Annotated in this window: 1 protein-coding gene (only partly in view); it reads right to left on the bottom strand. The window is 71.4% G+C overall.

What is annotated here, in order from left to right:
- Nucleotides 1–17,769: the 5' portion of a helicase-like domain-containing protein gene (locus tag ABT160_RS18915; protein ID WP_351648802.1), read on the bottom strand. It extends 10,806 nt beyond the left edge of the window; only the first 17,769 of its 28,575 coding nucleotides appear in the window; its start codon is at nt 17,767–17,769; its stop codon lies off the left edge, out of view.

Raw genomic sequence — 17,769 nt, 5'->3', positions numbered from 1 at the left:
TATCTCGAACAGCGAGTCGGGAGCCCCGGTAGGGGCTGGTCCGAGGTAGCGAGCCCACGATGCGGCGAGGCTGTGGGTACTCGGTGTTCCTGCGGCTGCCAGGGTGCTCCAGACGCGGTCCTCAGCTGCGGTCAGCCGGGTGCGGTCGATGCGGCCGTGGGCGCTGGCGGCGAGTTCGCTGACGTAGGCCTCGTCGGCCTCCAGGAGTTCGGCACGAGCCGCGTCGCTCAGACCCAGCGCGATCCAGGCCGGCAGTTCCTCCCAGCGCATCACGCTCTGGCTGGTGGGGCGGGTGCGGTCTCCTCGGGTCGTAATCAGGATGCCGTCAAGGTCCGGGTCGAGGCGTCCCAGCGTGCGCAAGGCCTCACTCCAGTGAGGACCACCGAGCCAGATGCCAATGCCGGAGGCGACGAGCGCGTCACGCCAGGCACGCCACGCAACGGGATCATCCATCCGCCGCACGCACGCGGCTAGGCCTGATCCGCGCGCTGTCTGTTCGGAGTCGAATGCGCCAAACCGCTCGATGCCGGTGCGCAGGGCGGCCTGCTGCTCGGCCAGGGTGAGGCCAGGCACGGCCGCGTCATCCACCTCCACCGTGCCCGGGTCTGCGGCGTCGGCGCGCGGGCCGGGATCGGGGCGGGCTGCGCCTTGGAAGAGAGAGTCCCAGTGGGGCGAGGCGATGGTGGCGCGCCAGGACGCGGTGAACGATGAGGCTGCCCGCACCAGTTCGCCCAGGGCTCGGACCGCGTCCTGTGGCACGCCGTGGTGCTCCCAGTCCTGGCGTACGGCGTTCACGGCGGCGTGGACGTCTTCGACGGCCGTGTGGAATGCGCCGGGGTCGCCCAGGGAGACGCGGGTGAAGGTCTCCAGGGCCTCGCTCAGCGCCGTCTCCGGCCCGGCGTGCCCGGCACGCTGGCGGAAGTGGCGTGTGCCGGCCACTGCGCGGATCGCCTGATTGAGGGCGCGGCGCGGTGCGCTGATCTGCCTGAGGCGAGTGAAGGCCACGCCGGTTTCGGGCTGTCCCCCCTGGGATGGTTCGGCCGGCTGGCCGGGCTCGTCGTTGCCACCGGGCGCGGGGGGCGGGGGGTTGTCGCCTGCGGCGCCGCCGCCACCTGCTGTCGGCGGGATCGCACGGGACGGAGCGTCGGAAGCGTCGGGCATGGAGCGGAACGCGGAACGCTCTTCGTCCGAGACTGCCGGGGCCTCGTGCCGGAGCGCGTCGTCGGGGGCGGTGGCGGCCTCGGACGGCATCGGCGCGTCCTGGAGCGTCTCCATGGCGCGCTCCACAGACTGCGGGTGCTCAGGGGCGGGGGCTGCCTGCGCAGGCAGCTTCAGGGGACGCGGAGCGCGCTCGACCATCCTGCCCAGCGGCACCGTCACCCGGTGGAACGCTTGGGTCATGGTGTGCGCGAAGGTGTGGTCGCGGCCCTTTCCGTGGTAGCTCTGGTGCACGGTGAGGCCCTCGCTGCCGCGATAGGCCCCAGGCTCGATGACACGACCATGGGTGTTGGTGGTGTGCTGCGAGGAAGCGGGGGCGAACCCGTCCGCCCAGACTTCGTCACCAGGCTGTAGTTCCCAGGGGTAGACGAGATCCCAGCCATGGCGGCCGCGTCCGCGGGCGGCCCGCTCTCCCGGCGGGTGGAGCCCGGCCGCGGTAGCGAGTTCGTCCGCCAGTTGCAGCGCCCGCTGGCAGGTTGCGCCGTATGAGCCGTCAGCGCTCTTCAGACGCAACTCGAAGTCGCGCAGTGCACCTTCGATCAGGGTCAGGTCCTGGGTCGGGTCGCCGCTGTAGCTGGCGCCGGCGGCGAGCCGGGACAAGGCTGCTTTCGCCAGCCGCAGGGGGGCGCTGGCCTGCATGCTTTTGAACAGTCGGCGGTCAGCGTCACCGTCCGGGGCCGGGCTGTCGGGCAGACGATTGAGGAAGGTCTCGGCCTGCTCTTGCAGCAGACGGGGCGTGCGCGCGCGGCGGCGCTGATGGTGGCGGGGTGCGGGCCCGTGCAGCCAGGCGGCCGGCCCGCCGCGGCCCACCTCGTCGCTCCAGGTGGCGTTCTCCAGGCTGATGACCTGCTGCAGATCCACCGGCTGGCCCTCAGCGTCGGTGCGTTCACGCAGATGGGGGGAGACAGCGACCGTGCCGCGCACGGTCACCCACTCCCCTGCCCTGAGCGGCGCCGCGCCCGGCAGGAGCTCGTCGGCCAGGTCGCGGGCGGTGATCTGGTGGAGGAAGCTGAGCTGGTCTCCTGGGGTGAGGTCCCGGGTGGTCGCGATCGTGGTGTAGCCCGCGGTGAGCTCGGTGTCCTGCCGGGTCCGTCGGCTGTTGGGGTCTCGCTCGGGGTCGACGCCCTGGTACCGGTCCTCGACGGCGGTTGCGTACATGGCCTCCTCCACCGTGTCGCCTGCCGTGGTGCGCCACAGTCGGGCGGCGTGCGCGGCCAGCGCAGAGGTGAAGGGGAAGGTGTGCTCCTCGGCCGGGTCGGCGAGGACTTCCTCGATGCGGGTGGCAAAGCGCCGGGCGGTGCGCTGGTCGCGCAGCGCCGGTGTCCCCGGAAGGTGGGCCATCGGCCCGGGCAGCGCCACGCGCCACTGCTGGTCTTCTGGTGACTGGTAGACGGCCAGGTGGCCGCTGCCGGTAAGTGCCACCTGGCCGGAGTCAGCGATCGCCGCGAGGTGCGCGGCGCGTTCGGGCGTCAGGACGGTGTCGCCGGGTTCGGCGAGCTCCGGGCTCTGGGAGCGCAGGTGGTCCAGGAGGTCCTGGATGAGTTCGAAGCGGGGGCCCTCTGTTCCGGCGGCGTACCGGGGCAGCGTCGACAGGTGGTCCAGGGTTTCTTGGGCGCCCAGAGCGGCGAAGACCAGGGTGTGGGTGCGCACTGCGCCGGGGTGGGCGGGAAGGTCGATCACGATGGCGCCGTCGCTGTCGGTGTAGGCGTGGGCCCCCGCTGCGATCAGTGTCCGGGCGGTACGGGTGACAGCGCTGCCCTCCAGGGGCTCGCCACTTGCGCCTCCCGCCAGGGAGTACAGGCGCCACGGGTCGGCGCTGAACGCAGCCGCGCGGGCGGTGCGTTGGGTGCGGCGGGTGTTGCGTTCCCGGGCCCCGATCGGGGTTGCCTGGGGCAGGGCAGCGGACAGGAGCTGCCAGTGGCCTTCTGCTGCGGTCTGCTCCAGGCGCTGGGCGCTGTGCCGCATCACGGCCGCCCACTCCGCGGCCTGTGCCTGGGCGTGGCCGGCTCCGTCCTGCTCGGCGAGGAAGCCGGCCAGGGTCTCGGCTGCGACGGCGAGCTCGTACGCGTAGGGAACGGTGACGTCCGCCGGCGCCGGGATGTCCCCCGGGTGCGGGGCGAGGTCGTTCAGGCCGGTGGTGAACAGCGTGGCGTGAGCGATCGGCTCGGCCGCCCGGAAGGCTTCGGCCACGTCGCTGTTCGCATCCCAGTGCAGAGGGGACATCGGCACCTCGGCGAGATGTTCGCGCCACTCCCGCGCGCTCAGATAAGGCCGCACCTTCTCCTCCTCTTCGCGCGGACCGGCCGCCTGCCTGACGGGGCGGTCCGGATCCGGCTTTCCGCTGTGGGGCCCGGCGTCCTGATCGGCGCGCACTGGGGCCCCGGACGGTGCCGGCTCGGGGTCCGGCTCGACGGCCGCAGGAGGCGCCACGCTCTCGGTACGCACTGTGCCGGTCCCAGCCGACCGGGAGGTGGGCTGCTCCTGCCAGATCCCGTAGGGGTCGCCGAGCCGGATGCGGGTGAGAGTGTCCTTGCCGGTGGCGTACTCCTGCAGCAGCTGCTGCAGGGTGCCGGCGAGGCCGTTCACGTAGCGGTCGGCGCCCTGTCCGTGCACCTCTGCAAGGGCCCGGGCGAGGTCCTCGCTGCTGGTGCCGGTCTGCCTCTTCAGCTTCTGGAGACGGGTGTAGATCGTGGTGCGTCGTACGGCGTCGCGGCGCGGCGACTGGTCGAGAACCACGGGGTTACTGGCCAGCGGGAAGTCCCCGTCCAGTGAACTCAGTTCCTCCGCCACGTCAGCGAGGTCGTCAAGACCGGTGAGGCCGGGGTGTGCGACGTCGACGGCAGTCAGCAGCTCGGTGAGGTGGGTGTGCAGCGGTCGCAGGGCCGTGGCCACGGCGTTCAGACGCACGTGATCGGGACGGCTGTGGTGTGCGGGGCTGTCCGGCCCGATCGGTACAGCACCCTCGGGCCAGCGCACCAGTACGCCGCGGCGGTCGAGTTGCTCGGTGGCGTATCCGGCGCGCTTGAGATGGTGATCGAGGGTGACGGTTCCGGTCGTCGCGATGACGGCCGCGAACTCCGCGGCACCCGGGATGTCCTGCTCGGTGGCCGGTCGTACCTGGATGGTGTCGCCGCGCTGCCGGTGGGCGGTGAGGACGGCGTGCACCTCGGTGGCCAGTTGATGGCGTTCGGCGTCCAGGCCGCGCGGCGCGGTGACGGTGACGTGGCGGGCTTCGCCTTGGTGGGAGCTGCGCGGGTTGTTCTCTGCCACGGTGACCGGGTGCCAGCCAAGGTCATACAGGTGTGCGATGCGGGCGTCGCGCGTGTTGGGAGCTTCGAGGGGGGCCATCGTCATGGTGATGGCGACGCTGCCGTCCAGGCGTGCGGCCAGGGTGTATCCGCCGCCGCCCCAGTCGGCGGGCTCCAGGGCGCTGGCGTCGAGGATGCGGGCGATGGCCCGTTCGGCCTCGGTGACAGTGCTGGCGGGTGCGGTGGCGGCCGAGGGCGGGCAGGCTGGGGCGTGCTCGCCGGTGCGGAAGATCCGGGGCTCGCTGGCCGAGGCTACCCAGTCGGCCGCCAGTTGCTGTGCGGTGCTCGCCAGGGCGGCGATGGTGGCTTGGTCGGAGGCCGGCAGCGCGTGGTGGGCGGCGCGTTCTGCCATGTAGCGGGCGGCCCGGGCCAGTTTCAGGGTCGCACGGTAGGCGGCCTCGCGATGGTCGAGTGTGGCGCTCTGGGCGAGGTAGCGGGCCGGCTGGCGCAGTGCGGCGGCGCCGAGGTCGTCCGTGAGAGGGCTGGCGAGCCGTGCGCGCACGGCGTCGAGGGAGAGGACTCCTTCGACGTGTGCCATCAGCGCAATGCGCCGGTCACGCAACGCGGTGATCGACCGGCGGACCGTTCCACCGGGGAACTCGGTACGCAGCGCTGCGCTGAGGGCGGCCGGCCGGGTGGCCGTGAGCGTGTTCCACCAGCCGGTGAGGGGACCGCCGCTGGTGATGTCTGCCTCGCTGCGGGCGATGAGTTCGCTGAGCAGGGTGAGCTGCTCGGCGGGCAGGTCGTGCTGCCATGCGTCGCTGTCCAGCCACGCTGCCGCGGCCTGCCGGGCGGCCTCACGATCGGCGCCGGGCTCGGCGTGCGCGACCAGGTCGGGATGCTGCTCGGCCCGGCTGCGCAGTTCGAGTAGGGCGAGGTGCAGCCGGGGGTCGGCGTCCCGCTCGGTAGCGGCCAGGTTCCCGGCGTGCAGGTCCGCGGCTCCCGCGGCGGCGTCCAGGGCGCTGCCGTCACCGAGCTGGTCGAGGCGGTGCAGATGCGCCTGCTCGCGGGCCTGCGCCGCGAACGCCGTCAGGGTCCGGGAGTCGCTGTAGACGACGCCGCGCTCGCGGGCACGCAGGAGGTGGGCGAGCACGATAGGCGCGGGTCCGTGGGTGAGCGGGCGCTGGCCCTCCAGGACCGCGCTGCTCACCAGCTCCAGGAGGTCATCCTGGGTGCTGAGGGCGTGGGCGGCCTCGGTGTAGGGCTGCGCGCCTGACCGGACGGGAGCGGGCAACGCGGGCACGGCTTGTGGTGCGGGAGCGGGTCGCGCGGCGGGGGTGTCTGCGGGCAGGGTGAGCAGATGTCCGGCGAGCCGGTCGGCGTGGTGGCGCGCGAGGTTGTGCAGGGCCAGCGCGAAGAAGCCACGGCGGGGGCCGCTGTCGTTGAGGAGGGCCTTGGCGGCGTCGGCAACCTGATGGTGGCGGTGCATCTCACCGGCAGGTCCGCCGACATCACGGTGCCCCTCGCTCAGGCGCAAGGCCTGTGCGAGTTCGTGGCCTGCCCCGGCCGGCATCTCATCGTCGAAGGGCAGGTGGTCCAGGAGGTAGGCGAGCGCGCCGATGCGCTCGCGGTCCTGCAGGCGTTCATCCTCCGGGTAGGGCTCAGCGCTGTGGTGGGAAGGGTCGGGCACCAGATGCGCGGCGAGGCGCTGGGCCGCCTGCTCGAGCAGGAGCAGTGCGTGGTGGGCGGGTTGCGTCAGGTGCTGTGCGCTGCGGTGCCCGATCACTTCCTCCACAGCGTGCCGGACGCGTACGGCGTGTGCGGCCAGCTCCGCTGCCTGGCGTGCCTGTTCGTGCCAGGCACCGGCACCGCCGAGGTAGGGCATGGCCTGCTCGAACGCGTGGATCGTCTCGGTGTCCGTGAGAACGGTGCGCAGGTGCCGTACCGCGGCCTCGTGCAGCGTGTGCACAGCGACGCCTGCTGCGTCCAGCGCGGTGGCGGTGGTGATCGGCTCGGTGAGGGTGGCCGCCAGCTTCTGGTCGAGTTCCTCCAGGCTGGGTCCTAGGGGGCGGCGCAGGGCCAGGCGCATGGTGTCCTCGGCGCTCTCGCCGACGGGGGTGAACAGGCGCGGTTCGCCGTCGCTGTCGGTGAGGGTGAGGACGCCGTTGTCCCAGCCGGGTATCTGGGCGCCGGGGCGCCGGGCGAGGGCGTAGAGCTCTGCCGGGGTGGCGGTGGCAGTGTCGTCCCAGGTGGCGGCGCGGGCAGCGCGCATGAGGTGGGAGGCGGGCAGGTGCGCGGCGAGGGCCTGGGCGAGGGTGCGGGCGTGCTGCTGGGTGTCGTCTTCGGTGCCGGTGGGCCAGGTGCTCTGGCCGGTGGCGGTCAGGGTGCGGGCCGTGGCGTGCATGCGGGCGGCGTGTTCATAGGCGGCTGCGGCCAGGTTGGTGGCGCGGTGGTCGTGGGAACTGTCCTCGTCCAGGCGCATCGCGAAGGTGCCGGCGAGGTCGGCCAGGGTGCGGCACCATCGCGCGGCCTCGGGGCTGGTGGCGATCTCCTCGGCGGTCGCGTCCTGCCACAGGGCAAGGCCCGCGTCGTCGGCGATCTGGCGGAGCGCCTTCTCGCTGATGTACTGGCGGCCGCTCCAGGTGTGGGTGAAGTCCCCGATCGCGGCCACCAGGTCCAGGGCGGCGCTGCGGGCGGCAGCCTGGTCCGGGTAGGGGTCCTCTGCCTCGTCCAGGTCGTGCGGGTCCGGCGCCTGCCAGGCGGCGAGTGCGGATGCGGGGATGGGGGTTCCCGGGGCCGCGCTGGCCGCCTCCAGGCGCGCGGTGATCTCGCCGACGAGGTAGGAGTGCAGCTGGTCGGCCGCGGTTGTGGGGGCGTCGTCAGCATCGAAGTACAGGGCCAGGAGTCCGGCCGGCAGGCTGTCCTGCAGTTCGCCGAGACGAGCTTCGGTGAAGCGGCTGATCAGGTCGTCGCCGTCGTCGCCGAGCGTTCCCGTCAGGCGCAGGCGCACGTCGAGGTCGCTGCTGGCGGCGTCCGCGAGGTCGGCCAGCTCTGTGGTCCAGGGCTGCCAGATCTGCGGGATGCCGGTACCGGCTGCGGGCAGCGGGCTCAGCTGGCTGGGCTCACCGGCGGGCGCGCTCTCGCGCAGGGTGTGCCACAGGGTGGCGAACAGGCCGACGAAGCCGCCCGTGGGGCCGATGTCGCTGTGCAGTGCGCGCCGCAGCCGGGGAGACATCTTGGATGCGCGCTGTTCCAGCCACGCCCACAGGGCGGGCGCCTGGGGCACCTCGGCTGTCGAGGAGGCGTGGTAGTGGATGCTCGAGAGCAGCCGGCGGTCGGTCCGGGCCTCCTTGAGGAGGTCGTGGAGTTCTTCCTGCAGGCGCGGGTCGGCTTCGTCGACCAGGCTCAGTGTGCGCTTAGCGTGCGAGGCCGCGGTGCTGTCCAGGGAGTTGAGCAGGTCGTGGTGGGCGAGGTTGTTTTCCTGGGCCTGCTCGTGCCACACCTGCCGGGCGAGGTCGCTGATGTGCTGGCTCAGGGCGGGCAGGGCCGTGGAGACGCCGCCGCTGAGGTCGGCGTGCTCGCGGGCTAGGTGGTCCAGCAGCCGCCGCAGGGTGCGCTCGGCGGCCGAGTCGTCGGGCCTGAGCACCTGGGAGTCCGTGGCCCGCTGGGCGAGCTGGAGGAGGTAGGTATGGCGCGCGGCGAGGTCCTGCTGGCTCCGCGGGGGGTTGGCCGGGGCCAGGTCGGGCCGGGTGAGCTGCAGGATGCCGCGCTGGCGGGCTGCTGCCGCGGCCACCTCGGGTGCGTCCAGGACGGTGGCACTCCACCGCCGTCGTATGTCCGAGGTGACGCTGTGAAGGGCCTGCCAGCCGAGCATGTGCTCGGAGACGTCTTCGGCGCGCGGCCGGGTGAGGCTGATGACCTGGTCGAACAGGGTGAGCCAGGCGGCTGGCGTGGCACCGGGACGGGGGGTGTTGAGCAGGCCGGCCAGCGTCATGACGCAGTCCTGCTCGTCTGGCGTGAGCTGGTGCAGCGGGCCGAGCTCGTCGGCCCATTCGCGCCAGGCGGCTTGCAGGGTTTCCAGTGCGGCCGCAGCCTCCTGCGCGCCGCTGTACGCGGTCGCCTTTGCGGCCGAGCGGCGCAGGGTGGAGGGGCGGAGGTCGGCGCGGCCGCGCGAGGCGGCACGGTCCAGGTAGTGGTCGGCGTGGCGCAGCAGGATCGCCAGTCGGTTCAGCGCCTGGGCGAGCGGGCGCGCTTCACGACGGTCGGTCAGTTCGTGGCGGAGCAGCAGCAGGTGCTGATGGGCCTTCGCCATGGCCTGCCAGTGCTCGTCCGGGCCGCCGCTCTCGCCTGGTTCGGGCAGGCTCGCCACGGCGTCGGCGAGCGCGTCTTCGCTGGCCTGGGCGTTCCACGGGGCGACGTCGTCGATCAGGGCACGGTGTTCGGTCAGCCACGAACTCAGCTGGGACAACAGCTCCTCGGCGGCCTGGGAGGCCGCGGGGCCGGGTGGGAACGGGGTCGGGTGGAGGATCTCCAGGGCCCACTGACCCGGCTGCTCGGCGCGCATCGTGGCGGGCGCGTCCGCCTGTTCTTCGCCGAATGCCTCCCGCGCGGGTACGGCGTCATCCGGTGTCGGGGTCGGCAGGCAGGCGTAGGCGATGAGGGCCCGCAGGTGGTCGCTGTCGAAGCCGGCGTCCAGCAGGGCCGGCCAGCTGTCGGGCTGGCTGGACAGCAGGGCGCGGACGTCGCTCGTGCTCCGGCCCCTTGCCATGTTCACGAAGCGGGCTGCGTCCTGCTGCGCGGCGACGGCTTGCAGGGTGCCGGCGCGACCGCCCGGGCTCGCCCACAGGGTCCAGGAGCCGTCCTGCTGCGCGACGATCCGCATGGATGCGTCGGTGTGGAGCCTGTCCGGGAGTTCAGCGCCGCGGCACACGATGGTTTCCTGGCCGCGCTGGACAGCGTAGAGGGTGTCGGCGTCGGGCTGCATCGCGATCCGGGCGCTCTGCGCGGTCTGGGCGGCGAGATGCACGGCGAGGACATCCAGCGCGGCGGGCGCGCCGAGGAAGGCCTGTTCCAGGGCGGCTTCGTCCTCGGCGTCGGCTCGGTCGATCTCATCCATGACCTGCTGGAGGATCCAGTCGCGGAACACGGACACGGCGAGGTCGTCGTCGAGGGGGTTGTTGTTGACCGTGAATCCGCTTGTGTGCGGGTCTCGGGCTGCGGAGTGGATCAGCTGGTCGATGAGGTCGGCGTGGTGCTGCCACTGCGGCGGCAGCGGGAGTCGTCCGGGGCCGGGGATGTCGTGGCCTGGGTCGCCGGTGGCAGAGCGGGTGACGGTGGCCGCCCACGTGGCGAAGGCGCCGGTGAAGCCGCGCGGGGTGATGTCGGCGTGCAGCGCGTGCCGCAGGTCTTGGCTCATCTGCTCAGCGCGCTCACCCAGCCAGTCGATCAGGGCCGGTGCGAACGGCACCGGGACGTGCCGGGTGAGTGGGTGGGCGGGGACGTACGCGCTGGCGAGCAGCTCGCGGTCGTTCAGCGCGAGCTGGGTGAGGGCCTGCAGCTCGTCGTCGAGGCGTCCGTCGCTCTCCAGGAGGGTGGCCTGCAGCCGGCGGGCGTGACGGGTGGCGTCTGCGTCGAATTCGCGCAGGTCGCTGCCGCGCTGGTGGCGGTAGCCCTCTTCCTCGCGCTCGCGCACGACGAGGCGTGCGAGGCGGGCGGCCTCGTCGAGCAGGTCGGGCCAGGCTGGGTCGATGAGGCCGTCGTCGGTGGTGCGGGGGCCGTCGGTCAGGTGCTCCAGGAGACGGCTCAGACGCCGTTCGGTGGCGGACGTCTGGGGCCGCAGCTGGTTGTGAATGCGGCGCGCGGCCCATCCGCGGGGACCGTAGTAGTCGGCCAGTTCCCCAACCTCGTCGTGGCCCTCGCGCGGTTGGTAGGGCTCGGCCGGGTCCAGGGGGCGGGCGGCTACCTGAAGGGGGCGCGGGGCGGGGGTGAGGAGGGTGTCGGCGTGGTCAGGGTCGGTGAGCCAGGTCCGCGCCATGCGTCCGAGGTGCTCGGGGAGGATGCCGGTGGCGTTGGTGACGTCGATGACTCCGATGGCGCGGGCGAGGCCGTTGAGGGCCTCCAGGTGCGCTCCCGCTCCAACAGGCAGCAGCGTGGCGGCCAGCCGGGCCTTCAGCAGCGCGCTCTGGGCCGGGGTGCGCTCGAACCCCTCGGGCACGACTGCCTGTGCGGCGGCCTCGGCCAGCGCGTCAAGGGCGCGCTGGACCTCGCCGGGATCGGTGTAGGGCTCCGGGAACCGGCGGGCCGCATCGTGCAGCCACCGATCGTCCAGCTCGGTGGGCGCCGAGTGGGCCAGGCGGTCGACGTGCAGCGCAGCGCTGCGCGCCAGGTGGCGCAGTCGGCCGACGGCCTGGGTCCGGGTGGCGCGGTGCTCGGTGGGATCTGCGGCAAGCTGGTCGGCCAGCGTGTCGGCAGCGGCCTGGATACGGGTGTACGCCTGGAGCTGCAGGCCCCAGTCCGCGCCAGGAGTCTGCTGTGCGCGCTCGACGGCCTCGGTGAACTCCGCTAGGGCGGTGGCCAGTTCGTGGTCGGGTACGGGGGGCAGGTTCTCTGCGTAGTCGTCCCTCCACTGCTGGTGCAGGAGGTGCAGCTCCTGCCGGGCGCGTTCGGCGGTAATGCCGATGGTGTCCGTGGCGTACGGCTCGGGGCGATCCTCGCCCAGACTCCAGCGCTCGGGGGCTTCGATGGCGAGCGCGCTGTCGCTGGTGGTGGTCACGGGCGAGGGCTCGGGCCCGGTGTCGCCGCTGGCGGGGTGCTGGTCGGGCGGGCTCTGCGGTGTCTGATCGCTGCTGTCGGTCGGGGCGGCTGGGGCCAGGGCGGGCCGCTGCTGGCTATCGGCTCCTGCGGGCGGGTCCTGGAGGGGGTCGGGGTCGGTCTGGCTCCAGGTGGTGATGAACTCCTCCAAGCGGGCGCGTGCTTGGGCTTCGATGGTGCGGGCCAGGTTGTCCTCGTCGAGGTGCTGGGCCATGGTGGCGCGGTGGCGGGTGAGGAAGGCGCGGGCGAGGCGGGTGAAGGTGGACAGAGGGGCCTGCATGGTGGTGCGGTCGTCGGCCTTGAGGGAGCGCAGCAGCCGCTGGGCCTGTGCGAGGGAGTTGGTCAGTGCGGTCTCTGTGTCGTGGCCGTCCTGGTCCTCGAGTGCGGCGGTGGCCTGGAACAGGTCGTGGCGCAGCCGGTTGAAGCCGTGGGGGATGTAGTCCCGCTCCCAGGTCTGGGCGGCGGCGCGGCTGAGGTCGTTCGCGGCGGCTTCGACCTCGGCGAAGGCCTGCCGCCATGCCCGGTGGTTGGTGAACACCGGCACCGGGGCGGGCGGCGCGGATGCTGGTGCGACGACCGGGGCGGGCGCGGGCTCGGCGGGGGTGGGCTCGGCGGGTGTGGGGTGGGTGTCCGCTGGTGCCTCCTTGCTTCGTGGGGTGGGTGGCACGTCGGCGGGTTCCTGGGCGTCAGCATGCGCGGGGGCGTTAGTGGACGCGGGTGCGGAGGCTGCTGCGCGGCGGGCCAGGCCGGTCAGGCGGGCGTCGTTGGAGGTGCCCTCCAGGCGTGAGCCGTCACGGCGGCGGCCGAGGAGCTGCCGGCCGTGGCTGGTGACGGAGTGCAGCAGAGGGCTGTCCTGCATCAGGCGCCGCAGTACCGCGTGCGCGGACAGGGAATCGGCGCCGACGCTGTACTTGGCGGTCAGGCCCAGGTCGTCGAGGCGGACGTACTCGCGGCCGTCCTCGGCTCCGGACTGGTCGGTCTGCGGTTCGGGAGACTCCAGCCACGCGTTGACCGCGGACGCGGAGTCAAGGGTGGCGTTCCAGCGCTGGGTGTGAAGGTCGGCCAGGCGGCCCAGGCGTTTGAGGTCGGTGGCCATGGGGTTGTTCTTGCCGAGGGCTTCGGTGGCGCTGTCGATGGCCGTGCGCCACAGCTCGGGTGTCACGATCATGGCCGCCGGAGGGAGCAGACGGCCGTCCAGGCGCAGGGCGCGCAGGCGCTGGCTCTCCTCGTGCAGGTCGGCCAGGGCCTTGGTGAGCTTGCGGTGCCCGGTGGTGTTGGCGGCGGCCGCGTGGGTCTCGATGACGGCGCGCAGGGCTTCCGCCATCAGCCGCTCGGCGATGAGGGTGGCCAGCCGGTCGGTGTAGTGCGGGAACGCCTCCTGCTCCTCCTCGGCCGGGCCGGTGGCCTCGGAGGGTGCGCCGCCGCCCCCGCCTGGCGACGAGGAGCGCGGGCGTCCTGTGCCGCCCCCTCCCCCGCCGGAGCGGGCCAGAGCGGCCCCGTCCGCGTAGCTGGGCACGGCGCCGACAGGCCCCTTGCCACGGACCGGGGCCTCGACTTCCAGCTCGGCCATCAACGAAGCGAGCCTGGCCTTGGCCTCCACCAGGTTGTCGTCTTCGTTGTAGACGGTGCCGAGGTAGGACTCGGCATTGGCTATTTCGGCGAGTGCGTGGGCGTGGTCCTCCTGGGCAGTGGCGAGGTCGTCTTCGAGATGGGCGAGGCGGTGTTCGAGGGACTGGATGGTGCCGGAGACGGCCTTCGGCCCGTCGGCGAGCTTCTTGGGCTCTACCAGAACTGGCTTGCCCGCACCGAATCCGAGATGGAGGTCAAGCCAGTCCAGCTGGGCGAAGACGGGGACGCCGCCTAGCTCGGCGACCTGGATCGGCGGGGCGCCACGCTGCCCCTTCAGCTGATCGAGGACGCTGACGAGTGCGTAGCGCAGGGCGGCGGCGGCTTCTTTGCGCTTGGTATAGGTGCGCCCGTCGACGGTCATGGTGAAGGCGCTGTCGCGGGTGGAGCGGCGGGTGCCGGGCACGTCGTCGTTGCCGATCACCGTGGTGAGCAGGGCGATGTTGGCTTCGAGCTGCTCGGCGCGCAGGGTTTCGGTGTCGACGGTGTGGCGCAGCCCGAACTGGGCGGCGTTGTGGGCGTGCTTCTCCGCCTCCAGGCCGAGGATCTCGTTTTGCAGGCGCCCCACTTCCTGCAGCCGCGGGTCCCCGGCGCCCATGGAGACGGCCTCGACCATGTACTCGGCGAGGTCCATCGCGATGTCCTCGATGGTGCGGTCGGTGAGCTTGCCGTTCATCAGCTGCTGGATGAACGTCGCCTTGCCCAGGACGAGCTGCCACACATAGGCGTCGAAAGAGTTTTCGGTGACGTAGTTGTAGACGTGAACCTCTCGGCCAAGGTCGTAGTTGAGGTTCTTCTGGCGCACGACGCGGCCGGTGCGCTGGTGCAGGTCGACGGGGCGCCAGGGGCAGTCGAGGTGGTGGACGGCGATCGCACGGCGCTGGACGTTGGTTCCGGTGCCCATCGTCTCGGTGGAGCCGATGAGCACGGATATCTTGCCGTTGCGGGCATCGCGGAAGAGGGCCGCCTTCTCGCGGTCACTCTGGGCTTCCTGCATGAAGCGGATGCCGTCGGCTGGCACGCCGCGGGCGGTGAGCTCCATGAACAGCCCGTCGTAGACGGTCCACTTGCCCTTCTTGAGGGCTTCCTTGGAGGGCGTGCCGAGGTCGGCGAAGACCAGCTGCAGCGAGCCGGGGAGCTCGTCGGGCGCCGCGTCCTTGGGGCCCTGGTAGACGTCGTCCTTGTGCTGGAAGTACAGCTTGGCGATCTTGTCGGCGGCGATTGAGATCTTCGTCTGCTCGCCCTCTTCGAGGGCGTAGCCGACCAGCCGGGGGTCGAGCGCGGCCTGCCGCATCCAGGACCCCAGCTTGAGCATGTTGTCTTCGCTGGGATCCACCGAGGCTGAGCGGATGTCGCGGGCCCGGCGGCGGGCCTCATCAGCTATCTCGGCGTTGACGCTGGTGGGCGGGCAGGCGATGATCTGCGGGCCGCCCCCGTAGACGTCGGGGACCGGCAGGCCGAGGTCTTGGGCGGTCTTGACGTCGGCTGCCACCCACCAGGCGGTGAGCAGTTCGGGCATGTTGGTGAACCGCGCGAAGCGGGACTTGGTCTGCAGGCCCCCCTCGGGCGCGATCTCGATCTTCGTGTCGATCTCGGCGTGGTTGGCGACCCAGTCGTCGAAGTTCTCCAGGCCTTCGGCTTCGAGGATGTCGGGACGCAGGAGCTTCATCCACACGTACGCCTCGGCGAGGGAGTTGACCACCGGCGTCGCGGACGCCCCGGAGATCACGCGGGCCCCGTACTTGCCGCGCATGTACTCCAGCTTCATGTGCAGGTCGGTCGCCCGGATCGACCCCGCGATGGACAGACCCGCGTTGTTGGAGGGGTTGTAGAGGTTCTTGAAGTTGTGGACTTCGTCGACGAACAGGTAGTCGATGCCGAGCTGCTCCCACGACAGGCCGCCCTCGCGGATGGAGTGCATCCGGGTGCGCAGGGCCTGTTCACGGATGAGTTTCTTGGTCTCGACGGCCTTGACGGTGTCGTCGTTCTCGGGGTCCTTGCCTTCGGCGATGAGCCGGGCGCGCCGTGCAAGCAGGTCGCGCTCGAACTCGAAGAGCTGCTTGGAGATGTAGTTCTCGTGCTCGGCCGCGGACAGCGGGATCGCTTTCATGACCCCGTAGGTCATGATGATCGCGTCCCAGTCGCCGGTGGCGGCCTTGGCCGCGAACCGCTTGCGTTTACGCCGGGTGGAGAGGTCCTTGGTGGAGGCGGTCAGCACCTTCGCACTGGGATATGCCTGCAGGAACTCCCTGGTCCACTGCTCGGCCATGTGGTTCGGAACGATGATCGCCGGTTTGCGGGCCAGGCCGAGGCGGCGCAGTTCCATGGCGCCCATCGACATCTCAAGCGTCTTGCCGGCCCCGACCTCGTGGGCGAGCAGCGCAGAGGGCTCGTTCAGGATCCGGGAGACCGCGGCCTGCTGGTGCGGGCGGGGCGTGAACTCCGTCGACAGCCCGGGAAACGACAGCTTCGGCGCGTCGTCGTAGTTGCGCAGGACGAGGCTGTTGAACCGCGTGTTGTACAGGGCGGCGAGGTGCTCAGCGCGCTCCTCGTCCTTCCACAGCCAGGTACGGAACTCTCCGTTGATCTTCTCCGCGTACTTGTTGGCGACCATCGTCGCCGTCATCGCCTCGGCCCTGATCACGGCCTTCTCGGCGGCGCTGGCGTGTTCTGGGAAATGCGCGTCGACGCGGATGGGCCGCTGATTGAGCAGCGCGCGCACGATCTGGATGGCGTTCATCGCCTCGGTGCCCCAGACCTTCGTCATCATGACGTCGTTCTCGCTGCGGCACTCAACCGTCCACGTCGACCCAGCCGCGCGCTCGACCTTGATCGACTCGTCGCGCAGGAGCCCGCGCAGAAACTCCTGCACGTAGCTGTCGTCCACCCAGGGAGCACCGAGCTTGACCCGGATGTCGGCCGGCGCGATGTCCTCGGGCTGGACCTCGTTGAGGGCGGAGACGTTGGCGAGGAAGCGTCGGTCGACTCCGGCCGCGTCCTGGGCCTGGGCGAGCTTCATGCGCACGTTGCCCGACAGGTACTCGGCGGCCGGCACCAGTCGCCCCGTGTGCGGTTCCTCGAAGACCAGCCCGATCAGGGCCCGTCGTGCCGCCTGCTCCCCGTCGAGGTCGAGCAGGCGGGCGACGACATCGAGCCGGATCTGCCCGTGCAGGTCGAGGCTGATCGCGGCGGCCTCTTCAGCGCTCTGCGCCCGCTCGGGCAGCGTGCGGGGCGCGACGACCCGCTGGGTGAAGATCTCGGCCTTGCGGGCGGTGCCTGTCTCCTCGTCGTAGTCCTCCAGCGCGTACACCAGGGGGGCATGCGGATCGTCGGCGAACCCGCCCTGCGGCGGCGGCACCCGTGCCCAGACCTTGAGCTGTCCGGCATCCCGCATCTCATCGCGCAGCGCCTGCAGGTCAGCCAGCACCTGGCGCAGGCCGCTGGGCGCTTTGCCCGCATCCCAGGCGAGCAGGACCTGCAAGTCTGCCTCGGTCAGTACGCCGTCGCCCAGGTTGTCGATGGCCGCCTGCTGCTTGGAACCGAGCCGGCCCTTCACCTCCAGCACAGCGTCCTGGAGCTGCTCCGACAGGTCCTCGGGCACGTCGTCCCAGGTCAGCTTGCGCGCGCGTTCCTGACGGGTGAACCGGGACACCGGGCCGAACTTCGCGACGTAGGCGTCGTATTGCACGTTGAGGTTCGAACGCAGAAAGCCGAGCCAGGCCTCATCGGCATCCGGCGAGGTCTCGGCGTCCAGGAGCTCAGAGACCGCGTCCCGGATCAGCAGCAGAGCCTTCAGCTCGCCGCGCTGAGTCCTCGCACAAGGGTGAGGCTCGCTGTCCTCCAGGCGAGCCGACCAGAAGCTGCCGTCGGCCAGCTCCACAATGCGCCCGTCAAAACGCTCCGCATGCTGACCGAACAACTCCCGCGCATCCGGGCCCCGCACCTCCTCCTCACGCCGGACCGGGTTCTCGCTCATCCCCAGACCGGCTTCCACAGCTGCTTCGATCTCGCGCTGCAGCTCCCGCTCCAGCCGGGCCGCGGTATCCGAGCTGACGGCGCGGACCTCCGCCCGGTGCCTGTCCCCACGGGCCCGTCCGGGCACCAACGTGCCCAGCACGTTGCGCGGATGCGCCTGGTAGTACTCGTTGATGTCCATCTGCACGCGGTCGTCGGCCGTGAGCACTTCGGTCTTGGCGAAGCTGGCGCCCTGCTTCTTGTGCGAGGGAGCCCTACGGCGGAACACGAGCAAGTCGGTAGCGACATCGGTGCCGGCGGCCGCAGCATGGGCACCGTTGGGCAGCCTGATAGCGCACACCAGGTCGGCGAGCTCGGCCATCTCAGCCCGGGCCGCCTTGCTTCTCTTGTCGAGCGTGCCGGTGGAGGTGATGAACGCGGCCACTCCCCCGACCCGCACGGCCTCCAGGGCCTTGATGATGAAGTGGTCGTGCATCGCAAAGTTCCCCGGATTGAATCGGGGGTCCTGCATCCGGGCCGAGTGGAACGGAACATTCCCGATCGCCGCGTCGTACTCTCCCGGCCGCACCCGCGACGCCTCGAAGCCTTCGTTCACGATGCGGGCCTGCGGATACAAGGCATGGCAGATCGCAGCCGTGACCGGGTCGAGCTCAACCCCGGTCACCTCTGCGCCCTCGGGCGCCATTCCAATGAACGTGCCCACACCCGAGCCCGGCTCCAGCACTCGGCCGCCGGAGAACCCCAGAACCTGCAACGCCTGCCAGATCACCCTCACGAACGCGGCATCCGTGTAGTGCGCGTTCAGCGTCGTGCGGCGAGCGGCCTCGTACTCCTTCTCACTCAGCAGATGACGAAGCTCCGCCTGCGCCGCCGCGAACTTCTCCCGGCGCAC

This window comes from Streptomyces sp. NPDC001941 (assembly GCF_040296945.1).
GTDB lineage: Bacteria > Actinomycetota > Actinomycetes > Streptomycetales > Streptomycetaceae > Streptomyces.
This window is presented reverse-complemented; position numbering and strand designations above follow the sequence as displayed.